General features: G+C 31.0%; 21 protein-coding genes and 1 other RNA gene. 15 read left to right on the top strand and 7 right to left on the bottom strand.

Going from position 1 to position 25,693, the window contains the following annotated elements:
- Positions 1 to 149 precede the first annotated feature (149 nt).
- Both P8H50_RS07000 and ffs read right to left on the bottom strand, forming a co-directional pair.
- Positions 150 to 950, bottom strand: a complete 801-nt coding sequence (locus P8H50_RS07000) for an SDR family oxidoreductase (RefSeq protein WP_300207087.1) — start codon at positions 948 to 950, stop codon at positions 150 to 152.
- A 72-nt stretch (positions 951 to 1,022) separates the two neighbouring features.
- Positions 1,023 to 1,121: signal recognition particle sRNA small type (gene ffs, locus P8H50_RS06995), an RNA gene on the bottom strand.
- A gap of 86 nt (positions 1,122 to 1,207) precedes the next feature.
- On the opposite strand from ffs, the gene P8H50_RS06990 reads away from it, so the two are divergent.
- The 4 genes from P8H50_RS06990 (at position 1,208) to P8H50_RS06975 (ending at position 5,440) form a co-directional block, all read left to right on the top strand.
- Positions 1,208 to 2,236: a glutaminyl-peptide cyclotransferase gene (locus P8H50_RS06990; protein WP_300207084.1), complete on the top strand. Its 1,029-nt coding sequence runs from the start codon at positions 1,208 to 1,210 to the stop codon at positions 2,234 to 2,236.
- A gap of 98 nt (positions 2,237 to 2,334) precedes the next feature.
- The gene (locus P8H50_RS06985) at positions 2,335 to 3,087 is read left to right on the top strand and encodes a hypothetical protein (protein WP_300207081.1); all 753 of its coding nucleotides are present in this window, start codon (positions 2,335 to 2,337) and stop codon (positions 3,085 to 3,087) included.
- 82 nt (positions 3,088 to 3,169) lie between these two features.
- Positions 3,170 to 4,726: a hypothetical protein gene (locus tag P8H50_RS06980; RefSeq protein ID WP_300207079.1), complete on the top strand. Its 1,557-nt coding sequence runs from the start codon at positions 3,170 to 3,172 to the stop codon at positions 4,724 to 4,726.
- A gap of 45 nt (positions 4,727 to 4,771) precedes the next feature.
- Positions 4,772 to 5,440 carry a hypothetical protein gene (locus P8H50_RS06975; RefSeq protein ID WP_300207077.1) on the top strand — a complete coding sequence of 223 codons (669 nt, stop codon included), beginning with the start codon at positions 4,772 to 4,774 and terminating at the stop codon, positions 5,438 to 5,440.
- Between the two features lie 49 nt (positions 5,441 to 5,489).
- On the opposite strand, the gene P8H50_RS06970 is transcribed toward P8H50_RS06975, so the two are convergent.
- Positions 5,490 to 7,205, bottom strand: a complete 1,716-nt coding sequence (locus P8H50_RS06970) for an FG-GAP-like repeat-containing protein (RefSeq protein WP_300207074.1) — start codon at positions 7,203 to 7,205, stop codon at positions 5,490 to 5,492.
- Between the two features lie 50 nt (positions 7,206 to 7,255).
- Positions 7,256 to 8,530 (bottom strand): serine hydroxymethyltransferase, encoded by a 1,275-nt coding sequence (gene glyA / locus P8H50_RS06965; RefSeq protein WP_300207071.1) that lies wholly within the window; start codon positions 8,528 to 8,530, stop codon positions 7,256 to 7,258.
- Between the two features lie 144 nt (positions 8,531 to 8,674).
- On the opposite strand from glyA, the gene fahA reads away from it, so the two are divergent.
- The 3 genes from fahA to P8H50_RS06950 all read left to right on the top strand — a co-directional run bounded on the left by fahA (position 8,675) and on the right by P8H50_RS06950 (position 13,553).
- Positions 8,675 to 9,976 carry a fumarylacetoacetase gene (fahA, locus tag P8H50_RS06960; RefSeq protein ID WP_300207069.1) on the top strand — a complete coding sequence of 434 codons (1,302 nt, stop codon included), beginning with the start codon at positions 8,675 to 8,677 and terminating at the stop codon, positions 9,974 to 9,976.
- 81 nt (positions 9,977 to 10,057) lie between these two features.
- Complete coding sequence (locus tag P8H50_RS06955) at positions 10,058 to 12,256, top strand: hypothetical protein (protein ID WP_300207039.1); 2,199 nt, start codon at positions 10,058 to 10,060, stop codon at positions 12,254 to 12,256.
- Between the two features lie 115 nt (positions 12,257 to 12,371).
- Positions 12,372 to 13,553: a hypothetical protein gene (locus P8H50_RS06950; RefSeq protein WP_300207038.1), complete on the top strand. Its 1,182-nt coding sequence runs from the start codon at positions 12,372 to 12,374 to the stop codon at positions 13,551 to 13,553.
- Between the two features lie 58 nt (positions 13,554 to 13,611).
- On the opposite strand, the gene ytxJ is transcribed toward P8H50_RS06950, so the two are convergent.
- The gene (gene ytxJ, locus P8H50_RS06945; RefSeq protein WP_300207037.1) at positions 13,612 to 13,998 is read right to left on the bottom strand and encodes a bacillithiol system redox-active protein YtxJ; all 387 of its coding nucleotides are present in this window, start codon (positions 13,996 to 13,998) and stop codon (positions 13,612 to 13,614) included.
- 37 nt (positions 13,999 to 14,035) lie between these two features.
- Positions 14,036 to 15,607 carry a family 16 glycosylhydrolase gene (locus P8H50_RS06940; RefSeq protein WP_300207034.1) on the bottom strand — a complete coding sequence of 524 codons (1,572 nt, stop codon included), beginning with the start codon at positions 15,605 to 15,607 and terminating at the stop codon, positions 14,036 to 14,038.
- 256 nt (positions 15,608 to 15,863) lie between these two features.
- Here P8H50_RS06940 and clpB point away from each other — a divergent pair, with 256 nt between their 5' ends.
- The 8 genes from clpB (at position 15,864) to P8H50_RS06900 (ending at position 25,308) form a co-directional block, all read left to right on the top strand.
- Positions 15,864 to 18,470, top strand: a complete 2,607-nt coding sequence (gene clpB / locus P8H50_RS06935) for an ATP-dependent chaperone ClpB (RefSeq protein ID WP_300207032.1) — start codon at positions 15,864 to 15,866, stop codon at positions 18,468 to 18,470.
- A 230-nt stretch (positions 18,471 to 18,700) separates the two neighbouring features.
- The gene (gene deoC / locus P8H50_RS06930) at positions 18,701 to 19,369 is read left to right on the top strand and encodes a deoxyribose-phosphate aldolase (RefSeq protein WP_300207029.1); all 669 of its coding nucleotides are present in this window, start codon (positions 18,701 to 18,703) and stop codon (positions 19,367 to 19,369) included.
- A gap of 37 nt (positions 19,370 to 19,406) precedes the next feature.
- A complete protein-coding gene (deoD, locus tag P8H50_RS06925; RefSeq protein ID WP_300207026.1) occupies positions 19,407 to 20,105 on the top strand; it encodes a purine-nucleoside phosphorylase in 699 nt (232 codons plus the stop codon).
- Positions 20,106 to 20,116: 11 nt separating this feature from the next.
- A complete protein-coding gene (locus P8H50_RS06920; RefSeq protein ID WP_300207023.1) occupies positions 20,117 to 20,626 on the top strand; it encodes a phosphoglycerate mutase family protein in 510 nt (169 codons plus the stop codon).
- A 26-nt stretch (positions 20,627 to 20,652) separates the two neighbouring features.
- Positions 20,653 to 21,111, top strand: coding sequence for an SsrA-binding protein SmpB (smpB, locus tag P8H50_RS06915; protein WP_300207021.1), 459 nt, complete (start codon positions 20,653 to 20,655; stop codon positions 21,109 to 21,111).
- 333 nt (positions 21,112 to 21,444) lie between these two features.
- Complete coding sequence (locus P8H50_RS06910) at positions 21,445 to 21,573, top strand: hypothetical protein (RefSeq protein ID WP_300207019.1); 129 nt, start codon at positions 21,445 to 21,447, stop codon at positions 21,571 to 21,573.
- A complete protein-coding gene (locus P8H50_RS06905; RefSeq protein WP_300207016.1) occupies positions 21,574 to 22,731 on the top strand; it encodes a S8 family serine peptidase in 1,158 nt (385 codons plus the stop codon). It abuts the gene before it with no gap.
- A gap of 111 nt (positions 22,732 to 22,842) precedes the next feature.
- On the top strand, positions 22,843 to 25,308 hold the full coding sequence (locus P8H50_RS06900; RefSeq protein ID WP_300207013.1) for a DUF5686 and carboxypeptidase regulatory-like domain-containing protein: 2,466 nt from the start codon (positions 22,843 to 22,845) through the stop codon (positions 25,306 to 25,308).
- A gap of 174 nt (positions 25,309 to 25,482) precedes the next feature.
- On the opposite strand, the gene P8H50_RS06895 is transcribed toward P8H50_RS06900, so the two are convergent.
- Complete coding sequence (locus tag P8H50_RS06895) at positions 25,483 to 25,692, bottom strand: helix-turn-helix transcriptional regulator (protein ID WP_300207010.1); 210 nt, start codon at positions 25,690 to 25,692, stop codon at positions 25,483 to 25,485.
- Position 25,693 lies beyond the last annotated feature (1 nt).

Below are 25,693 nucleotides of genomic sequence, written 5' to 3'. Positions count from 1 at the left end.
CGAAGTTACAACTTCTCTTTACTTTCATTAAAAAATGATATGAAATGATATTAACAAAACAAAAATATTAGATTTCTATAAATTCCAAACTACATCAATAAATAGCAATTCTGCTTTGGAATTTAGTTTTTGAAATTTGGGGCTTGTTTTTACAACTTATAATGATTGATTAACATCTTCTCATAAACCTTATCTGGTAATAGAAACCTTAAAACAATCGAGAATTTTTGCATAAAAGCACCAACTTTATAATGTGTTTTGGGCTTTTTAGTATTAATAACTTTTAATACCATTTTAGCAACAGCTATAGGATCGCTACTTTTATTAACGTGCTCGTCTATATCGTTTAAAACACTTCCATATTTTTTATAAGGAGACTCTTCTTTTAGAGGTGCATGATAGCGACCAGCAGCAATATTTGTAGCAAAATCACCAGGCGCAATATTAGCCATGTTTATATCAAAATCTTTAATCTCAATTCTAAAAGCTTCGGTTAACAATTCTAGTGCGCCTTTACTAGCACTATAAACACCTCTATATGGCAATCCCATATATCCTGCAATAGAAGTGATATTAATTATTAAACCACTATGTTGTTTACGCATTTGAGGTAAAACAGCTTTAATAACGTTTATGGGTCCAAATAGATTGGTGTTAAAATTGTTAAGTATTTCTGTTTCTGGTATTTCCTCAATAGGTCCAGTAATACCAACACCTGCATTATTTATAAGTACATCTAGTTGCCCTTCAGCAGTAATAACCTCTGCAACTGCTTTGTCTATTGAAGTCACATCTTTTACATCTAAACCTAAAATTTTAAAAGGATGATTAGTATAGTTTTGAGGACTTCGGCTTGTACCATAGACTATAAAACCATGTTGTTTTAAAAAGATACCTATAGATTTTCCTATTCCTGATGATCCTCCTGTAATTAGTATAACTTTAGACATAAATGTTTTGCTTTATAAACACCAAAAATACATAATTAAAGTGAAGAATATTACGAGACTTTTGGGCACAAAAAAAGGCAAGCTACCTACATCACACCGCTACAACCATTTACCTTTGCTTCGTTCCCGACCTGGAGGATTCAACAGGAGCTGGTTGTGTAGGACTTGCCGTTGCAAAGATACAATCTTTTAAATTTATCACAATATTTTTTAAACTGAATTTTAATAAATATCTTGCTTAAAATTACAATTTTAAAATGAACGGATTTAAACACCTTATTATCATAATTTTAGCATTTTCGCTTTCTAATTGTGGAGACAATTCAGATAAAAAAAATTTTGGTATTTCTACAAATGCTAAAAATAACACCATAGCTTTAAACCAAGTATTAGAACTCAATATTAAAAACCCTAATAATCTTGAAGTAGATTCTATTAGCTATACATTGGATGGTAAAAATATTGAAGAAAAAACACCGCTTTCTAATTTTAAATTAGGAAGTCATGATATTATTGCTACCATTAAGTACGATAGAGAAACAGAAATTGTAACACAATCCATTTCAATAGTAAATGCAGAAACACCTAAAGTTTTTGGTTACCAAATTATAAACACCTATCCACACGACATCACGTCTTACACTCAAGGTTTAGAGTTTTATAATGGTGAATTGTATGAAAGTACAGGACAAAAAGGGGAAAGTAAATTACGTAAAGTAAACTATAAAACTGGCGAAGTACTTAAAAACGTAAACTTAGCCGATAATTATTTTGGCGAAGGTTTAACAGTGCTAAATGATAACCTCTATCTGTTAACATGGTTAAGTGGTAAAGGTTTTGTTTATAATCCTAAAAGTTTCGAACGTAAAAGCACTTTTAAATTTGGTAAAAGCCAAGAAGGTTGGGGAATTTGCAACGATGGCAACATGCTTTATAAAAGTGATGGCACAGAAAAAATATGGCTTTTAAATCCTGAAACTTTAGTTGAAGACGATTACATACAAGTCTATACCAATAAAGGTAAAATAGGAAAGCTTAACGAGTTAGAATGGATTAACGGAAAAATTTATGCTAACATCTACCAAAAAAATGGTGTTGTTATTATTAATCCAGAAAATGGAGCAACAGAAGCAGTTATTGACTTCTCGCCTTTAAAAGAACGTGTTACAAAACACAAAGGCTTAGACGTTTTAAATGGTATTGCTTATAATCCAGAAACACAAACTATTTTTGTTACCGGAAAACGTTGGGATAAATTATTTGAAGTTAAAATTATTGAAGAATAATCCATAGTAATTTAATTCAAGTTATAAAACTATCTTAAATGTTTCAAGATATTAGTTGATAATTCTATTTTTGGTTTTTAATCCATTGTCTTTGGTCTTTGAAACAATTCTTCATCCTTTTTACTTTATTTAGTTGTATTACAGTTACAGCACAAAAAATTAGTGGTGTCGTTTACAATGCAACGTCTAAGGTTGAAGATATTAAAATAGAAAATCTTACCACAAAACAATCAACTTTCTCCAATAAAAATGGAGCATTTACCATTTCTGCAAAAGCTAAAGACACTTTAAAAGTAAGCGCTATATTTTATATTACTCAACTAATTGTTGTGAAACATATTTACGAAAAAGAGCCTTTTGTTATTCAACTTAAAAAAGCAAATAACACTTTAGAAGAAGTTAGCATTAATGGAAACCAGAAGGAGAAAATAGCAGATATTAAAACGATTAACGTGTCTATGCGAAATCAAATTCTTGAAGACATAAAAAGGAACCCTCACCTTTATGGCAAAGCACCAAGTGGCAATATAGATTTTATTAAAATAATAGGATTAATTGGCAAGCTATTTAAAAACAAGAATAAAGCAGAACCATTTAAACCTATAGTTTACCAAGATCTAGTTTCCTTATTTAATGGTACTAATAAACTTTTTAATGATGCCCTTTTAATAGAAACCCTTAATATAGACCTGGAAAATAAGTTTCTATTTTTCGAACTTTGTGAAGCTAAAAGCATAAATAGCAAACTACTAGAAGACAAAAATGAATTGGAACTTTTAGAAAACATTATTACTATAGGTAATGAATTTACTACCATTATAGCGAACTTTAAAAAAAATAAAACAGATTAAAGATTTTAATAATTAAAGGCTATAAATACTAAAACATAAATGCAAAAGTTATATTTTAGTCCTGTTAAAGCAAAAACATAATATGAAACGCATAGTTTACTTTCTTACCATTTTCGGATTTTTATTATTTTGGAGTTCTTGTCGTCAAGATTTTGACTTCGCTCCTAGTACTGGAAGTCTCGAGTTTTCTAAAGACACCGTCTATTTAGATACTGTTTTTACAAACATTGGTTCGAGTACGTATAACCTAAAAGTCTATAATAGAAGTGATAACGACATCTCTATTCCTACTATTGGTCTAGAACGAGGTCAAACTTCAAACTACAGGTTAAATGTAGACGGAAATCCAGGACAAACCTTTAATAATGTAGAAATACAAGCCAAAGACAGCTTATTTATTTTTGTAGAAACAACAATAGATATTGAAGACCAAACACTGTTAGATAATGAGTTTTTATATACAGATAGAATAAATTTTGATGCTGGAAGCAACCTACAAACCGTAGAGCTAGTTACCTTAGTTAAAGATGCAGTATTTATTTATCCAGATCGAGATAATACGACTGGTGTTATAGAAACACTCACCCTAAATATTGATGGAGAAACTGTTGAAACCGAAATACAAGGTCGTGAGTTATTACCTTCCGAATTAAATTTTACCAACCAAAGACCATACGTTATTTATGGCTATGCTGCTGTACCAAATGGAGAAACACTAACCATAGATGCTGGAGCAAGAGTACATTTTCATGCCAATTCTGGTCTTTTAGTTTCAGAAAACGCTAGCTTACAAGTTAATGGAAGCTTAAGTGCAGATGAAGAACTCTTAGAAAACGAAGTTATTTTTGAAAGCGACAGACTAGAACCTGCTTTTGCAGATGTTCCTGGACAATGGGGAACCATATGGCTTTTCGAGAATAGTGTTAACAATGTTATTAATCATGCCACAATAAAAAACGGAACAGTAGGTATTTTAAGCGATGGCAATACTGATGCGCCTCTTAATAAATTAACCATTACAAATTCGCAATTATACAATTTTGGCAATTATGGTATTTTAGCAAGAAACTCATCTATAAAAGCAGAAAATTTAGTGGTTAATAATGCTGGACAATCTTCTGTTGCTTTAACTCTAGGCGGAAAATATAACTTTACGCACAGTACTATTGTAAATTATTGGAATAATAGTTTTAGACAGTTTCCAGCGCTTTTAATTAATAATTTTGTTCAAGATGGAGAAGGAACAACCTTTTTAGCAGACTTAACCGAATGTAATTTTAATAATTCTATAATCTACGGAAACGATAATCCTGAGTTTATAATTGATGAAGTGGTTGACAGTGGAGTCGTTTTTAATTTTAAATTCACAAATTGTTTAGCGCGTTTTTCTGATTCTTCAGGTAATCCAGATGGTGTAAATTACGATTTTAACGATGTAACACATTACGAAAGTTTTTTCCGTAATCAAGATCCTAATTTTAGAGCACCTTTTGAAAACGATTTATTAATTGGTGACGATTCTTTTGCCAATGGAGCTGGTAATTCAACATTTGCCTCTCAAGTACCTCAAGACATTTTAGGCGTTAGTAGAACTGCATCTCCAGACTTAGGAGCTTATCAGCATATTACTTTTGATTAAATCATATTTTAATTTTTTATGAGAATAACAGCCTTTGTTTTATTTATGAGTTTCTCATTCTCATTCGGACAAAAATCATACGAATTTGATACACTTTTAGAGTATGAGTGTAGATTTAATACTTCTAAATCTGATACGTTAGTTACACAATACATTTATACTAATTCTAAAGACAATAGTTATTATATAACTGTAAGAGGACATGATAAATTAAACTATTCTTTAGAATTTGCGGATATAGACAACTATCATTCTGTTGTAAAAGTTTTAAGAAGCCAATTGTTTAATTTTAATTTAATTAGCATCGATAATTGTAAGAATGTTCATAAAATGACAAATAGATACAAATCTAAAATTAGAAACTATGCTTTTACAATTCAATCCGATACTATAATAAGTTCTAAAACATATAAAAGTTACACACTTAAATACCTTAAAAGTAAAAGAAAAAAAAAGAAAAATAAAATAGGCACAAATCACTACATTATTAAAAACAACACAGAATACCACTTGCCTATCCTAACACATCCTTTAACCTATAACGAATGGAAAAAAGAAAATAATATTCCCAATGGAATTTATAAAGAATATTTTTTTTACAATCATAACGATAAAATTACCAATCACCACAAATTAAAAAAAATCAAACAAGTAGCAGTTAAACTCAATTTAGTAAAACCTTGCCCTTTAATTATTACAGTTCCTACAAACTAAAAAAATCCCATGCTTTCGAATGGGATTTTTATATTTTATATAAATATTGTTATTGCAACACCACTTTTTTAGTGGTTAAGTTTCCAGCGTGATCTTTTAAACTAAATAAATACACACCTTTAGAATAATTACTAATATCTACTTTATTTTTAACCATAGTTAATGTTTTTGTGGCTAATTGCTTTCCAAGTATATTATAAATTGAAAGCTCTACATTAGATTTTAAATTATTAACTGTTACTATACCTTGTGTTGGATTTGGGTGTATACTTAATCCATTGGCAATATTATAGGTTTCGGTAGATAGAGAGCTTCCTTCAACTACAGTTAATACTTGATTTGCTGTTACGTTATCAATAATATCTACAATACCGCTTGGCCATGTTACTTTTACATAATCTGCAACTGTTGCAGAGCCAAAGCCTATAATTTCTGTACCTGAATTTTGTGATATATAACCTTCTCCGCAAAGTGTGTAACGAAATTGACTATTGCCATTAATTGCAACTTCTATTTTAGAACCTATTCCTCCTTTATTACTTGTGGTTCCCTCAAGTTTTACCTTTAAATAATTATTAGAATTTGTTGTTGTGTTTTCCCAGAGAAAATAATTATCTGTATCATTCATAACGACAATGTCTGGTAAACCATCATTATTAAAATCTCCTATAGCATTTGCAAAACTTTTTCTTGTATCGTTAGCAAAACCAGCTCCAGCTGGAATGCTATAATTATTAACACCATCGTTTTCAAAAAATGCAGAAGACATTAAAGTAGGTATTACACCTGTCATACTACTACTTACATACAAGTCTAAATCGGCATCGTTATCTGCATCTAAAAATACAGATCCCCAAGAAATGGTATTCATCTCTGTTCCTACAGTTGGTGATACATTTAAAAAAGAACCATCTCCATTGTTTTGAAGCAAAACATTTCCAGCTGTGGTGTTTGTAACATAAATGTCAAACCATCCATCGTTGTTGTAGTCTCCAATAGTTGTGGACATGGCATCTATAATAATACCAGAACCACTAATAGCTGAAACATCTGTAAACATTCCAGAACCATCGTTTTGGTACAATCTGTTTGGATTAGGAGATTTATCGTTTGCGATATAAATATCTTGATCACCATCATTATCATAATCAAAGAACGCTGAGCAAAAAGATAGTTCATTATTTAGGTTTAATCCAGCAGACTCCGTAATTTCAATAAAAGTTCCATTGCCTTGGTTTCTATATAAATAGCTGTAGTTGTTAGCATTTACATTATCTCTATTTGCTATTAAAGCATCTAAATCACCATCATTATCTATATCTCCAAAAGAAATGCCGTAAGTATATAAATTATTAGTAAAAAAACCAATAGTTGCTGTAACGTCTGTAAATGTTAAATTACCATCATTTCTGTAGTATTTATTAAAGCCAGAAATACTCGTGGCCATAAAATCTTTATCACCATCATTATCGTAATCTACCCAAAGGACTTGTTTTACTCTTTCAACATTAGAAATCCCTAAATCAACTTCTATAAAAGTGCCATTATTATTTTGAAAAAACTTGAGTTGCTGACCATCTGTTGTAGAATATGTTAAATCATCCCAACCATCGTCATTAAAATCGCAAAACGAAACACCTCCACCATAGATAGAAGCACCATAAGAATAACCAACACCTTTAGCTGTTGCACTGTCTTGAAAAGACAATTGTGCATGACTAAAAGTTATAGAAAATAAAACCATTAAAGTAAAGATTCTCAACATAATACCTTTTTTACAAATATATAATAATTTATAAAATATGAGTTTAAGAGTTACATCTTAAAAAGAGGCAAACCACTCATCATAGTATTTACTTTTGTGGCTACTTCTTCTAGAACAGATTCATTATCGTAGTTATTAATAACTTGATCTATTAAATCTACAATAGTTTCCATTTCATTTTCTTTTAAACCACGTGTTGTAATTGCAGCTGTACCAACTCTAATTCCAGAAGTTACAAAAGGTGACTTATCATCAAAAGGAACCATGTTTTTATTAACAGTAATATCTGCTTTAACTAACGCTTGCTCTGCTTCTTTTCCAGTAATGTTTTTGTTTCTTAAATCAATAAGCATCATATGGTTATCTGTACCTCCAGAAATAATTTTATAATCTCTAGACACAAAAGCTTTTGCCATTGCCTCTGCATTCTTTTTAACTTGTAACATATAATGCATAAACTCATCTGTTAAAGCTTCACCAAAAGCGATTGCTTTTGCGGCAATAATATGCTCCAAAGGCCCTCCCTGATTTCCAGGAAATACTCCAGAATCTAACAAGGATGACATTTTACGTAAATTTCCGTTTTTAAGTTTTAATCCAAATGGGTTATCGAAGTCTTTTCCCATTAATATCATACCTCCTCTTGGCCCTCGTAAAGTCTTGTGAGTTGTTGTTGTTACAATGTGACAATGTGGAAGCGGATCGTTTAATATCCCTTTGGCAATTAAACCAGATGGATGAGAAATATCTGCTAGTAAAAGTGCTCCTACACTATCTGCAATTACACGAAAACGTTTAAAATCGATATCTCTAGAATAAGCAGAAGCACCAGCAATTATTAATTGTGGTTTTTCTTTTGTTGCTATGTCTTGAATTTTATCGTAATTTAAAACACCTGTTGCTTCTTCTACTCCATAAAATACTGGATTATAGATTATACCTGAGAAATTTACAGGAGAACCATGAGTTAAATGTCCACCATGAGACAAATCAAAACCTAAAATTTTATCTCCTGGTTTTAAACAAGCATGATACACTGCTGTATTTGCTTGACTTCCAGAATGCGGTTGTACATTTACATAAGCAGCACCAAATAAAGTTTTAGCTCTATCAATAGCAATTTGCTCAACTTCATCTACTACTTCACAACCTCCATAGTAGCGCTTTCCAGGATAACCTTCAGCATATTTATTAGTTAAAACAGAACCTGCAGCTTCCATAACTTGGTCACTAACAAAGTTTTCTGATGCTATTAACTCAAGACCATTTAATTGTCTTTCTTTTTCGGCTTGAATTAATTCAAATATTTGTTCGTCGCGTTGCATAAATATATTGTTTATTAATTTTTACAAAAGTAAAAATCTATTAATAGTTAAAAATTTATCAAAAATAAGAAATAAGCCTTGTAAATAGTTCAAAAAACATATATTTACTTAGAATTTATAAACAACAAATCAACAATTTTAAATATGCCATTATCAGCAAATAATCCAGACCGAAAATCGTGGTTGCACGTCGATAAAAATTCAGACTTTCCTATTCAAAATATTCCTTTTGGTGTTTTTTTAACTAGAGACGATATTATTACCATTGGAACTAGAATTGGAGATACAGCTATAGATTTAGGCGCTTTACATCAATTAGGTTATTTTGAAGGTATACCATTAACTGATGATATTTTCTTACAAGATACTTTAAACGATTTTATTGCAGATGGTCGTAAAACATGGCGCTTGGTACGTAATAGAATTGCACAGATTTTTGATGAAGAAAATGAAAGCCTGAAAGGAAACCTTAAACATAAAGAAACGGTATTGTTTCGTTTAGATGAAATAGAAATGCAATTACCAGTACAAATTGGTGATTACACAGATTTCTATTCTAGTATTGAGCATGCAACAAATGTTGGAACCATGTTTAGAGATCCTGACAATGCATTATTACCAAACTGGCTACATATTCCTGTTGGCTATCATGGTAGAAGTAGTTCTATTATTCCTTCTGGTATTCCTGTACATAGACCACAAGGTCAAACCTTGCCTGCTGGAGCAACAGAGCCAGTATTTGGACCAAGTAAATTAGTAGATTTTGAATTAGAAATGGCGTTTATTACTACAGATGCAAACGATTTAGGAGAACCAATTCCTCTTGAAGAAGCAGAAGAGTACATTTTTGGTTTAGTGTTGTTTAACGATTGGAGCGCAAGAGACATTCAAAAATGGGAATATGTACCATTAGGTCCATTTTTAGCAAAAAGTTTTGCTTCTTCTATTTCTCCATGGATTGTAACTTTAGACGCTTTAGAACCTTACAGAGTTGAAAGTCCTAAACCTATAAAAAAACAACTAAGCTATTTACAACAAAAAGGTAAAAAGAGTTTTGATATTAATTTGGAAGTTTCAATACAGCCAGAAAAAGCTAAAGAAACAATTGTAAGCCGTTCAAACTTTAAACATATGTATTGGAGTATGGCGCAACAATTAACGCATCATACCATTAATGGCTGCCCAATAAACTCTGGAGATATGATGGGAAGTGGTACAATTTCTGGACCAACACCAGATTCTTATGGATCTATGCTAGAGTTAAGTTGGAGAGGAGAAAAACCTGTTAAATTAAATAATGGAACGGAACGTAAATTTATACAAGACTTCGACACCGTAATAATGAGAGGCTATTGCGAAAAAGATGGTACTCGAATTGGTTTTGGTGAAGTTAAAACGCAACTTCTACCAGTGTTTAAACCTAAAAAAACAAATAAACCAGTATAAATAATAAAATTACAGTTTAAACCTTTTTCTTTTTTTGATGTCTTATTTAAATAATTCATCTTATAAATTTTATTAAAAAAAATGAAAAAACCTCTTCTATTAAGCTTTATACTAAGCCTAATATTTCAAATAATTTTTGCACAAGAATCTGTAAATGACAAAGCAATGTCACTAGTTAATAGTGACTACTTTCACACCTACAAAATTGAAAAATTTTCTCTTCACACCAATAAAACTATTTATTTTGCAGGTGAAAAAATATGGTTTAAAGCCTATATTGCTGAAGACGATTCTAATACAGCCTTTACAGAATCTGCAAATATTTACTTAAACCTATACGATGCTAACTTTAAACTAGTACTTAGCAATTTGTTTTATGCCGAAAATGGCAAAACCTATGGAGAATTAGAACTTCCTGAAACATTAGAAAACGGAAATTACTATTTACAATTAGATACGCAATGGAATAAAAACTTTAATCGTAAAGCTATATTTCCAATTCAGATTGTTGATCTATCTGATGCTAACACAGTAAATATTAATCAAGAAGTATTATCTGAAACTATAAACTTAACAAAGTTTAACGAAGGTAAAGAAGGTTTTGAAATATTTAGATCAGCTGTCAATAACGATAATGCAATTGCATTCGAAATTTCGCCCAAAACAGCTATAATAAACAAATTAGACAACACGTATGGCTTTGCAGTTTTGCATCGTGAAGGTTCATTGCGAGCAATGGCACCAATAAAATTTAACAAAGATAAAGAGATTTACAAAATTAACTTTGCCAAAAACGATGCTTTAGATGGCTTAAATACTATTTCTATTTTTAATGATAATAAAGAGGTACTTTACAGTAAAAATTTCTACATATACGATAAAAATAATATCTCTTTAAATATTATTAAAGATGAAGTTTCTGAAGATTCGTTAACCTTAAATTTTAATTTATACGGAAACACTAAAATGGCTAACATTAGTGTTTCGGTATTACCAGAGGAAACAATCGTTTACAAAAACCAATCTAATATTGTTTCAGATTACCTTATTAAGCCTTACATAAAAAGCGATAAGTATAATACTGCAATGCGCATTATCAATTATAATGAAAAAGATTTAGATGCTATCACTCAATTAGAAGCAAAAAACAATCTCTTTGTTTATAATACATTAACAGATAAAAGTATACCATACGCTAGCGAAGGAGGCATTACTTTAAATGGAAAAGTGACAACAAATGAGAAAGATTTATCGAAATATAAAATCATGCTATCTTCTCCTGATAATAAAATTACAGCTTTAACCGAAATTGATAGCGATAGAAAATTTCAGTTCGATAAATTACTATTAAATCATCCTACAAAATATAGCCTATCACTTATTAATGAGAAAGGAAAAATTGAAAAAGCAAGCTTCTATGTATATAATACATATATAGATTACAGAGCTAATCCTACTCTAAATATAGATATTAATTTAAAAGAAGATTTAAAAAAAACAGATAGCTTAAACAAAATATCTAAAAGCAATGATAATCTTAGACTTCCGGAATTTTATGGCGCACAGCAATTAGAAGAAGTTAGCCTTGAGGTTTACAAAGAGAAAAAAGAATTAGCATTAAAACAACAATTAAAAAATAGTGGTATTTTAGGACTTTCAGCTTCAAGAGTTGTTAAACCAGAAGACACAGGGTTTAATAACACATTATTTTTAACATTTTTGCAAACTTTACCTAGTACTAATGTCGTATACACGTCAGATGGTACTCCACAACTTGTAAACACTAGAGGTCCAAGAAGTATAAATGATCAAATAAATCCTCCATTAGCTATTGTTTGGGATGGAGCCATATTACAAGACTTATCGATACTCGGTTTTATTTATGCAGATGAGATTGATTATGTAGTGCTCAACATTAATGGTGCTGGCTATGGTTCAAATTTTCCAAATGGAGTATTGCACGTTGTGTCTAAAAATGGAAATAACGGAGAAAAAATAGTTGCAAAAAACAAAAATGTAAAAGCGTTTGATACAACTTTTGGTTTTATTAAACCTAAAGAAAAATACGAAATTCCGGATCTTGTATTTTCAAGCCAAAGAACCATAGATAATTTTAGCACTATAGATTGGGTTCCTAATTTTAATATAGAACCTAATGCAGATAATTTTTTAAAGATAAATCGAAGAGATTATGATAATGTTAAGCTTATTATAAATGGTATTACAGAAGATGGAAAACCTATTTACAAGGAACAAATAATAAAACTATCTAGTAATTAATCCAGAAAAAATAAAATCTAAAAAGCCTTTAAACACATACAGTTTAAAGGCTTTTTCTTTTTTGGCATGTTAATTGTTTTTATACTTACAGTATAAACCATTAAAACAGAAGAAGATGAAAAACTTTACACTATTTACAGTCCTTCTTCTAATACTAACATCTTGTGTTGGAAGAAAACAAATTGAGAAACAACTACACTCTGGCAACTATGATCAGGCTATTAGTAATGCACTTAAAAAATTAGAGCATAATAAAGACAAAAAGCGTAAGCAAGATTACATTGTAATGCTCCAAGATGCCTATTATAAAATAGTTGAAGAAAACCACAACACTATTAATCATCTAAAAAAAGAGGGAAACCCAGAATTGTATCAAAATATATTTAATACCTATCTAGATCTAGAAGATAGACAACGTGCAATAAAAGCAGTAATGCCATTACATGTAAATGGAAAGCTTTTAACTTTAAATTTTAAAGATTATACAAATGAAATTGTAGAATATAGAGCAAAGGTTTCCAACTATAAATACGACTCTGCAATTACCTTAATGCAAAGTGAAAATAAAATAGATAATAGAAATGCTTTTAAAATATTAAATTATATTGAAAATATAAACCCAAATTTTAAAGATGTAAGACAGTTAATAGATATAGCTCATCATCAAGGAACAGATTACGTAATTGTTGACATTGAAAATCAAACGCATCAAATTATACCAATACGTTTGCATAACGAATTATTAAATTTTGATACTTATGGATTAAACGATTTTTGGACAGTTTACCATGCAGATGCAAATCAAGAGATTGAATATGATTATGCAATGGCATTACAATTAACACGAATAATCGTTTCTCCTGAGCATATTACCGAAAGGCAAATTATTAGAAAAAAGAATATAGTTGATGGCTGGGAATATGTATTAGACGCACAAGGGAATGTAGTAAAAGATAGTCTTGGAAACGATATAAAACAAGATAAAATTATAACAGCTAAAGCAAGGTTTTATGAGTTTAACCAGTTTAAATCAACCCAAGTTATTGCAAGGGTTGTTTATACCGATTTAAAACAAAATCACGTTTTAGAAAGCTTCCCAATAGATAGCGAATTTATATTCGACAACCTATATGCAACTGTAAGAGGAGATAGAAGAGCTTTAACTAATGAAGATATACAGATTCTAAAAAACCAAAGGTTACATTTTCCAAGCAATGAGCAAATGGTATTCGATACAGCAGAAGACTTAAAACTGAAACTAAAAAACATTATTGTAAGCTATAGTTTTAAAAGTTAAAAAAAGCGACCTTATGGTCGCTTTTTTTTTACAATTATTATTTGTTTATACTCTATTGCTACACAAACCGAGCCAAATCCATTTCATTAATAGCACCATGACTTGCATGAGCAACTGCTACTCCATTTTTAATAACTAAAAGCTGAGGAGATTGGTGCAATACTTGAAACTTGTAACCAGCCTCGTTAGAAACGTCTCTAAAATTCAATAAATCTAAGTAATACAAATCTAAATTTGCATTAACATCAAAAGCATCAGTAAATTGGTTAAGTACCATACTGCTTATTCCACATCTTGTAGAATGTTTAAAGACAACTTGTGTTTTGCCTTTAGACAATGCTTCTATTTCATTTAACTGACTTAAATCCGTTAGAGGCTTCCAAGGAAGTGATTTTTTAGCTTTTGGCTCAGAAGAACCACCTAATATATTTTTTAAAAATCCCATGTTATAATTGTCGAATAATACATTAAATCTTACAAAATTAATTCTTTATAAACTTAAAAGTATGTTCTTTTCCGTTATCAAGCAAAAGTTTCATAAAATACAAACCAGATTGCAATCCATTGGTGTTATGAATAAACTTATTAGCACTGACTTTAAATGACGCTTTATTAATAATACGACCACTAACATCCATTATTTGCAATTGTCCTTTTTGGTCGTTTGAATCGTTAATTGAGATATTTAAATCAGTACTTACTGGATTAGGATAAAAACTTATCATAGGATTTTTAGTAAATTCTTCTGTTGATAATGGAGTTTCTTGATACACTCTTACATAGTCAATTTCCATAGTATCTTGGTTAAAACCAGGTTGAATTGCACCACCTAAATTCCCACCCATTGCAACATTCAATAAAATATAAAATTCTTGATTAAACGGATCTATAGAATCTAATTGATTTATTAAAATACCATCCATGTAAATTTTCATATTCTGCGGACTCCAGATTAATTCGTAAATATGAAAGTTTTGAGACGTGTCTGTATTAGAAGTTGCAATACTACTACTATCATACATATAACCACTTCCATTATCCCAATGCCAGGTTGCTAAAATTTGAGTCTTAGCAATATTAGGTTCCATAATATCTATTTCGCCGCAAGCTGGCCAAGTGGTGGTTCCAAAACCTTCATTATCCCAATAACCACCATTTTCATTAATATTTTTACCCAATAACCAAATAGCTGGCCAAGTTCCAGCTATAGATGGTAGTTTAGCTCTTACCTCTACACGTCCATATTGAAAAGAAAACTTAGAGTTTAATCTAGCAGATGTATATTGTTTTGTAACACCTTGGTCAGTAAATGTTTCTCCTTTTGCAATAATTTTTAGGCTTCCATTATCTCTAAACGAGTTATCGATACGGTTTGTATAATGCTGTTGTTCTCCATTTGCCCAACTATCGCCTGCAATTAATTGTGTTTGTTGGTACCATTTACTGCTATCAATTGGTCCAGTTCCGTCAAACTCGTCTGACCAAACAAGATTATCATAAACAGGATCAGTATTAGTTACTATAGAACCATCATCAACATTATCAATTAAATAAGTTCCTGGTGTGGTCACACCTCCATCAATAAAAATGGTTAACCTATTATAAGTGCCTGTAGCATTAATAGGCGTTGTACCATCAGAACTTAATACTGCATTAGCAAAATTAAAAGTTATATTATTTGTCCAACCGCCTCCAGAGGGTACATTTTGTGTCACTTGTACATCTGCATTAGCTCCATTTTCTAATTTTAAAAGTATAGTATGAGTATTAGGATCAAATCCATAAAATGATAAAGAAATTGTATTCTGAAAATCTAAATCAACTGGGCTTAACAAATCAATTGTAAAGCCTTGCCAAGCATTTACGCCATCGTTAAAAAATTGACCAACTGGATTGGTATTATCGTTTGGATCTATATTAAAAGCAAAACCACTTCCAGAGAAGGCAGTAAAATTATCTGAAGAATCAGAAAAATCTATTGGCATCTCCTGAGAAAAGGAAGGATTTAAAACAAGCAAAAAAACAATGGAAATAAGAAAGTAATAATTTTTCATAGTATTTTTTTTAAATAACAAAGATATCCTATCAAAGGATTTTATTCTAAATTAATACCTATACAAAAACCAAACAATACAATTGAGGTAAATATTTATAACACCTAAGGACTAAACTGACTAAAAGTCATTTAAAATCAATACCTAACAGACATTTTGTCTCGTATTTGTTAATGGTAAGATAATTGATTTATACACACTGAAATTGAAAATAAAAAACAATTATTCCGCTTTATTGGAAAACAAAAAATACTATATGAACCCAAATAATTATACAATAAAATCACAAGAAGCCATACAGCAAGCTCAGCAGCTAGCACAAGGCTTAGGAAACGTTCAAATAGAAAACGAACATATTTTTAAAGCTATTTTTGAGGTTGATGAAAATGTGTTGCCTTTCATTTTAAAAAAAATGAATGTAAATCTCCCAATACTAAAACAAATTTTAGACAAACAAATAGAAAGTTTTTCAAAGGTTTCTGGAGGCGAATTAGGCATTTCTCGAGACGCATCAAAAACATTAAACGAAGCTTCAATTATTGCTAAAGAGATGAACGATGAATATGTTTCTATCGAACATTTAATTTTAGCCATTTTTAAATCTAAAAGCAAAATAGCTCAGGTATTAAAAGACCAAGGCGTTACAGAAAAAGGATTAAAAGCTTCAATAGACGAATTAAGACAAGGAGATCGTATTACTTCTCAGAGTCAAGAAGAAACCTATAATGCGCTTAATAAATATGCTAAAAACTTAAACCAATTAGCAAAAGACGGAAAATTAGATCCAGTAATTGGGCGAGATGAAGAAATACGTAGAATTCTTCAAATTTTATCACGAAGAACAAAAAACAATCCAATATTAGTTGGAGAACCTGGAACAGGTAAAACTGCAATTGCAGAAGGCTTAGCGCATAGAATTGTAGATGGAGACATCCCAGAAAATTTAGTAGATAAGCAAATATTTGCACTAGACATGGGAGCGCTTATTGCTGGAGCAAAATTTAAAGGTGAGTTTGAAGAACGTTTAAAAGCAGTCATAAAAGAGGTGACCAATAGCGAAGGAGATATTGTTTTGTTTATAGACGAAATCCATACGCTTGTTGGTGCAGGTGGTGGACAAGGCGCTATGGATGCAGCAAATATATTAAAACCTGCTTTAGCGCGTGGAGAGTTACGTGCTTTTGGTGCCACAACTCTAGACGAATACCAAAAATACTTTGAAAAAGACAAAGCCTTAGAACGTCGTTTCCAAAAAGTTATGGTTAACGAACCAGACACAGAAAGCGCGATATCTATTCTTAGAGGTATTAAAGAAAAATACGAAACACACCATAAAGTACGTATTAAAGACGAAGCTATTATTGGTGCTGTAGAATTATCACAACGTTATATTACCAATCGTTTTTTACCAGATAAAGCCATTGATTTAATGGATGAAGCGGCATCAAAATTACGTATGGAAATCAATTCTAAACCAGAAGAGTTAGATGTTTTAGACAGAAAGGTCATGCAGCTAGAAATTGAAATTGAAGCTATAAAAAGGGAAAAAGATGAAGTAAAACTAAAGTCTCTACGTAGCGATTTAGCCAATTTAAAAGAAGAACGAAACGAGATTAATGCGAAGTGGAAAAGCGAAAAAGAGGTTGTAGATAACATACAAAACACTAAACAAGCTATTGAAAACTTTAAACTAGAAGCTGAAAAAGCCGAACGCGATGGCGATTACGGAAAAGTGGCAGAGTTGCGTTACGGTAAAATTAAAGAAGCACAAGAGGCTTTAGAGAAGCTACAATCAGATCTAAAAGCACAGTCGGAAACTTCATTAATTAAAGAGGAAGTAACTTATGATGATATTGCAGAAGTTGTTGCAAAATGGACAGGTATTCCAGTTACTAAAATGTTGCAAAGCGAACGTGAAAAATTGTTAAAACTAGAAGCCCAATTACACAAGCGTGTTGTTGGACAAGAAGAAGCTATTGTTGCAGTTAGTGATGCTGTACGTCGTTCTAGAGCCGGATTGCAAAATCCTCATAAACCTATAGGAACCTTCTTGTTTTTAGGAACCACAGGTGTTGGTAAAACCGAATTAGCAAAAGCTCTAGCTGAGTATCTTTTTGACGACGAAAGTGCTATGACAAGAATAGACATGAGTGAATATCAAGAACGTCATGCTGTAAGCAGACTAATTGGTGCTCCTCCAGGATATGTAGGTTACGATGAAGGAGGACAATTAACTGAAGCTGTTAGACGTAAACCATATTCTGTTGTATTATTAGACGAAATTGAAAAAGCACATCCAGATACTTTTAATATTTTATTGCAAGTATTAGACGAAGGTCATTTAACAGATAATAAAGGGAGAACTGCAGATTTTAAAAACACTATAATTATCATGACCTCTAACATAGGAAGTCACTTAATTCAGGAACGTTTTGTAGCAACCAAAGATATTGAAACCGCAATGGAAGCGGCTAAAATAGATGTATTAGGCTTACTTAAACAAACGGTAAGACCAGAGTTTTTAAACCGAATTGATGATACTGTTTTATTTACACCTTTAACTAAAGAAAACATTATAGAAATTGTAAGTCTACAACTAAAAAATGTTACTAAAATGATTGCGAAGCAAGGTATAACATTTGATGCAACACCAGAAGCAGTAGCGTATTTAGGCGATAAAGGGTACAATCCTGAATATGGCGCAAGACCTGTTAAACGCGTGATACAAAAAGAAGTTTTAAATGCTTTGAGTAAAGAAATTCTTTCTGGAAATGTAACAACAGATAGCATTATATTATTAGATGCTTTCAATAAACAATTAGTATTTAGAAACCAAGGTGATTTAGTAACCGAAGAGTTTTAAAAATCACAAAATAATGTTACTGTATACTAAATGAGAAATCACCTCGGTTTAAAATAATGGTTAGTTAGTTAGTTAGTTTGAAAAAGCGACATAAAACGTAAAGTTGAATGTCGCTTTTTTTTTATAGTTTATGCAGAAAAATAATCTATTACTTTTTCTATGTAGTAGACTACAAATATCTGGTAGAAAAATACTATTAAAACTATCATGAAAACTGTAACTTTGTATTTATGAAACTAAACAAATATATAGACCATACATTATTAAAAGCTACAGCTACAAAAAACGATATTATACAACTTTGTGAAGAAGCTAAAGCACATCATTTCTTTTCTGTTTGTGTAAATTCGTGCTTTGTTTCTTTAGCAAAAGAACAATTAAAGAATACAGATATTAAAGTTTGTAGTGTTATTGGATTTCCACTTGGTGCCATGAGTACTAAAGCAAAAGTAGAAGAAACAAAACAAGCACTTAAAGATGGTGCAGATGAAATAGATATGGTTTTAAATATTGGTTTACTTAAAACTAAAGATTTTGTAGCTGTTTGTAAGGATATTGAGGCCGTAAAAAAAACTATGCCTAACCAAACACTTAAAGTTATTTTAGAAACCTGCTATTTAGATGATCTTGAAATTATTAAAGCGAGTGAGTTGGCTATAAATTCTGGAGCAGACTTTATAAAAACATCTACAGGCTTTGGTTCTGGTGGAGCAACGATTAATCATGTGAAACTTATGAAAAGTGTGATTGCAAGTGGAAAAACCAAAATAAAAGCATCAGGTGGAATACGAAATACAAAAACAGCTTTAGACTATATTAATATTGGTGTAGAAAGAATAGGAACATCTAACGGAATTGCTATTGTAACTGGAGATTCTTCCGAAGGAAATAATTATTAATATTTAGAGTATAACTTATAAACTTTAAACTTAACAAATGAGCATACATATTGGAGCCAAAAAAGGCGATATAGCAGAAACTATTTTATTACCAGGAGATCCTTTACGTGCAAAATGGATTGCCGAAACTTTTTTTGAAAACCCAGTTTGCTTTAATAAAGTTAGAGGTATGCTAGGTTATACAGGAATCTACCAAGGCAAACGAGTTTCTGTAATGGGAACAGGAATGGGAGTTCCAAGTATTTCAATTTATGCGCACGAATTAATTACACTATTTGGTGTAAAAAATTTAATTCGTGTTGGTAGTTCTGGTTCTTACCAAAAAAACATAAAAATAAGAGATGTAGTACTTGCTATGGCAGCTTCGTCTAATTCTGGAGTTAATGAGCTTCGTTTTGGAGGAGCAGACTACGCTCCTACTGCAGACTTTGAATTATTTATAAAAGCAGTTGAAGCAGCAAAAGCAAAAAGCATTGCTATAAAAGCTGGAAATGTGTTTACTAGCGATGAGTTTTATGCAGATGATTTCGAATCTTATAAAAAATGGAGTAAATTTGGTGTCCTTTGTGTTGAAATGGAAACTGCTGGTTTATATACAGTTTCAGCAAAACACAATGCTAAAGCATTAACGATTCTTACCATTTCAGATTCTCTTGTTACAGGTGAAACAACAACTAGCGAAGAAAGAGAAACAACATTTAAAGACATGATAGAAATTGCCTTAGAGCTTGCTTAAATTTATTTTAAATGAAAAAAATAATACTTTACGTTCTTGTCGTTTTTACTGTCTCATGTGGCCAATCAAAAAACGAAAACAAAACAATAAAAGAAACAACTACTTACTACTTAGTAAGACATGCAGAAAAAGACACTATTCCAGTAGATAATCCTAAATTATTAGCATCTGGAGAAAAACGTGCTCAAAACTTGGCTGCTTTTTTTAATAACAAAACACTAGACGCTGTGTATTCAACAGACTACACACGCACAATTAATACTGCATATCCAACAGCTAAAGCTCAAAATCTTGAAACTATAATTTACAATCCTACAACTATAAATTACAAAACCTTTTTAAAAGAAACCAAAGGTAAAAACGTATTTGTTGTTGGCCATAGTAATACCATTCCTGGTTTTGTAAATAGCATTATTAACGCAAATGCATATGAAGAAATAGATGAAAGCATCTACAATCGTATGTATGTTGTAACCATTACAGATAGTAAAATAAAACATGAACTAAAAATGCTAGATTGATTCTATTTTTTTAGCTTTGCGAATAGATGCAAAAAACCATAAACATACTCAATAAAAAAGCTAAATTTCAATACGAAATATTAGATAAATACACTGCTGGAATAGTTTTAACAGGCACAGAAATTAAATCTATTCGAGATAGCAAAGCATCTATTACAGAAAGTTTTTGCGAATTTAATGAGCAAAATGAATTGTTTGTTATTAACATGACTATTCAAGAATATCGCTTTGGTAACATTTACAATCATGCGCCAAAAGCAGAACGAAAATTACTATTAAACCGAAAAGAATTAAAAAAACTTGAAAAAGAAGTTAATAATTCTGGTTTAACAATAATACCATTACGTCTATTTATTAATGAAAATGGCTATGCAAAGCTAATTATTGCATTAGCAAAAGGGAAAAAACTCTACGATAAACGTGAAACCATAAAAGATAGAGACAATAAACGTAACTTAGCACGCATTAAGAAAGACTTTAATTAAACATAATATGCTATTCTGCAAAAAAACATACTAGTATTACTCCTGCTTGTAATAACTCATTGTTCTTTTTCTCAAACAAATACTGTTTTAAATAGATTTTATATAAAATTAAGTCCTGCATTACATTTTGAGACACCAAAAAACATATTAGACATTGAAGCCATCAATAATCTAAATAATCGCTATCCTTTTAAAATTTATAATGCTTACAGTATTTCTAATCAAAAAATAGAAAAACTTGCAAAACAATCTCAAAGCAATCATACATTAAAAAACACGTTTAGAATTGAAGCTGTTTTAGATCATGAAACTGCAAAAAAGCTTTTAGAAGGCTTGCAAAAACTACCAAATTTAGTTTATGCTTATCAAGCCAATCTTACGCCTATAAAACCTCCTCATGATATTGCACCTATAACAACAGATTTAGAAAACAATCAAGGCTATATTGAATCTAATCCTTGAATGCATGTAAGATATGCTTTGGATAATGGGATAAATGGAACAGGAATTAACATTAGAGCTGTTGAATATGGAATGAATACTAATCATGAAGATTTAGACCATACCAACGCTGCTTTTGCTTTAAATACAACAATAAATTCTGGAGCCACTTTAGCTTATACAGAGCATGGCACTAGTGTTGCAGGTATTGTTTTTGCAAACAAAGGCGCTTATGGAATAAGCGGTTTAGCACATGGCGCAAATGAGTATATTCTATATCCAGAATGGACAGAAGAATATGGTTATAATCGCGTTTTAGCAACTTCTAATGCTATAGATAATTCTGCCAGTGGTGATATTATAATCTTTGAAATGCAAACCTATGGACCAAACGGTAATTTTGTTTTAGCAGAATACGAACAAGCTATTTGGGACTTAACAAAAGCCGCAACAGACGCTGGAATAATAGTTGTAGCTGCTGCTGGAAATGGTGGTGTAAATTTAGATGCAACATCCTTTAATAATTACAATGCAAGAGGAGACAGTAGTGCCATTATTGTTGGAGCTGGAAGTGCAAACACTATGCATTTACCATTATGGTATACAACATATGGATCTCGAGTAAATGTTCATTCTTGGGGACAAAATGTATACACAACAGGAGTAAATGGTTGTGATATTGTTTTTGGTAACGATTTTAACCAAACTTATAACTCTTGTTTTGGAGGAACAAGCTCAGCAACAGCTCTTGTTGGAGGTTTTACTGCTGTTTTGCAGTCCTATTATTTTGAACAAACTGGAAACCATCTATCTGCTCAAGAGTTAAGAATGTTAATGGTAAATACAGGAATTGCTCAAGGTGCTGGAGTTTCCATAGGTCCTTTACCCAATATGCAAGCCGCAATACTAGAATTAAACAATACACTTAGTACAGCGCATCATAGTTTTTCAAACTTTATTATGTATCCTAATCCTACTCATGGTATTTTAAATATAAATTTAAAAAACACCATTGCTGCTGATTTAGAAATCCACAACATTATGGGACAAAAAATTTTAGAGCGCAATTTAAAAAGCAGTAACAACAAAATAGCTTTAAACAATATTGCCAAAGGCCTCTATCTTGTTACCATTAAAACAGAAAAGACAGCAACTACAAAAAAGCTAATTATTAATTAAAGTTGCGTTAAAACTAAAAAAATAACAATTTATTTTTTTATGTTTGAGTATTCTACAGGCAACCTTTTTATAAAAAATAACGTCTATAGAATAAGCAACTAACACTATCCAATGAATAAATTTCTACTACTCTGCTTTTCATCTTTTATTGTAAACTTTACATTTGCACAAATTACTGGTAATGTTACTTCAGATAATGGAGAAACGCTTCCTTTTGTTAGTGTCTATCTTAACAATACTTATGTTGGCACCACAACAAACGAAGAAGGCAATTATACTTTAGACCTGGAGAAAACAGGAGATTACACGATAGTGTTTCAATATTTAGGGTTTAAAACACTTAAAAAAAAGGTTTCAATAACAGCTTTTCCATATGTACTAGATGCTAAACTTGTTGAAGAAAATATTTCTTTAAGTGAAGTGGTTATTAATTCTGAAGAAAATCCTGCAAACCAAATTATTAGAAATACTATTGCAAAACGAAAACAAGTACTAGAGAAATTAAGCGAATACAAAGCTAATTTCTATTCTCGTGGACTAATAAAAATTAAAGACGCTCCAAAAAAAGTATTTGGTCAAGAGGTTGGTGATCTTGGTGGTGGTTTAGATTCTACTCGAACTGGTATTATTTACTTATCTGAAACGATCTCAAAAATTGAATACAAAAAACAAAGACGTTTAAAAGAGAAAATTTTAGCGTCAAAAGTAAGTGGTGATGCTACTGGTTTTAGCTTTAACAATGCTACAGATGTAAATTACAACTTTTACAACAACACTTTCGACCTTGGAAATACTGTAATTTCTCCTATTGCAGACTATGCTTTTAACTACTACAAATATAAATTAGAAGGCATTTTTTACGACGACAATAATAACCTCATCAATAAAATACTAATCACACCAAAACGAGATAATGATGCTGCCTTTTCTGGATACATTTATATTGTTGAAGACCAATGGCTAATTTATGCAACAGATGTTACTATTAGTGGTAAGCGTACAGGAATTGCTCCTGTAGACTTACTTGCATTAAAACAAACCTTTTCATTTTCTGAAACAGATAATATTTGGGCTTTAATCTCTCAAACTATCGATTTTAAATATGGTGTTTTTGGAATCAAAGGAGAAGGTAGATTTACAGCTGTGTATAGTGATTACGACTTTACACCAGAATTTACTGCTAAAAACTTTACACGAGAAATTCTCTCTTTCGAAGAAAATTCGAATAAAAAAGATTCTATTTTCTGGAATCAAAAACGTCCTGTTCCTCTTACTGTCGAAGAATCTACAGATTATGTTAGAAAAGACAGTATTCAATTGGTTAAAGAATCTAAACCCTATTTAGATTCAATAGACAAAAAAAACAACACCTTTAAATTAGGCGACATTTTAGGTGGCTACAGCTACCAGAATTCGCATAAAAATTATCGTTTTAGTATAGACTCTCCTTTAGAGAAAATTACATTTAATACTGTACAAGGCTGGAATGGTAGTTTAGGTATGCGTTACACAAAAGAAATTGACGACTATAACAGGTTTTTTAACATTTCTGGAAACCTAAACTATGGTGAAGCAGACGATCGATTAAGAGGTACAGTAGCTGTAAACTATAAATTTAATAATATTAACAATCGTTTTATTTCGCTTTCTGGAGGAGTAAAAGCCGAACAGTTTAACAGTTCTAACCCTATTTCTAGTACAGAGAATTTAGTAAGTACTTTGTTTTTTGAAGATAATTATATGAAACTCTACGAAAAAAGCTACATACAAGCACGTTACTTTCAAGAGTTATTTAATGGTTTTAGACTAAATTCAAATATAGGATTTGAACGCAGAAAAGCCTTGTTTAATAATACCGATTATGTTATGGTTAACGAAAATGGAGACCAATACACAAGTAACAATCCTTTAAACGAAACCAATTTTACATCTACTCCATTTATAACGCACAATATTGCCAAGTTAAACGTTAGTACAACTATTAATTTCGCTCAAGATTATTTAAGCTATCCAGATGGCAAGTATAATATTCCTAGCAGAAAATATCCAACGCTTTCTGTTGGTTACGAAAAAGGCTTTGCAGCAACTAACTCTAATTATAATTTCGACCAGTTCGAAGCACGTTTAAGACAACGTGTAGCTATTGGAAATAAAGGTGAATTTGAATATAATATGCTTGGAGGTCTTTTTTCTGGAGCAGACGATATTGCTTTTATGGATTACCACCATTTTAATGGCAACCAAACCAATGTAAAACTAGATGGCTCGTATTTAAATGCTTTTAAAAACTTGCCTTATTATGCTCTAAGTACTAATAATAATTATGCTGAGTTTCATGCAGAGCATAGATTTAATGGTTATATATTAAATAAAATACCTGTATTAAATAAGCTAAATTTTAATCTTATTTTAGGTGCCAACGCAGCTATTACACAGGACAACAAACCGTATAGCGAATATTCTATTGGTGTAGACAATATTGGTTTTGGTAAGTTTCGTTTTTTACGTGTAGATTATGTGCGTTCTTACCAAAGTGGCTTTATAAACGATGTTGTACTATTTGGTATTAGCTTTTAACTTATTCTTTCGTTTGTACTAAACTTGCTTCAGTAAAGCAAAAATTATAAACTTGACTTTTTTGAAAAAAAACTAACTTCGATTAACGTCTGATAAAATAATGAAACGCGTTTCATTATTGAATTATGTACAAGCTGAAAAAAAATCGGAACTAAACATTAAACATTTTTATTACTATTTATCTTTCGAATATTCCAATATGTCACCAGGTTGGCATTCAAGAACTTCACAAATAGCCTCCAAAGTTGTAAATCTTATAGCTTTCGCCTTACCTGTCTTCAAGATGGAAAGATTTGATAGAGTAAGACCTACCTTATCTGAAAGTGCATTCAATGACATTTTTCTTTTAGCCATCATAACATCTAAATTTACTATAATTGACATA

Source organism: Lacinutrix sp., assembly GCF_029238095.1.
In the GTDB taxonomy this organism is placed as follows: domain Bacteria; phylum Bacteroidota; class Bacteroidia; order Flavobacteriales; family Flavobacteriaceae; genus Lacinutrix.
Note: the sequence above shows the minus strand (reverse complement) of the source record. Positions and strands in the feature narration are given on the sequence as shown.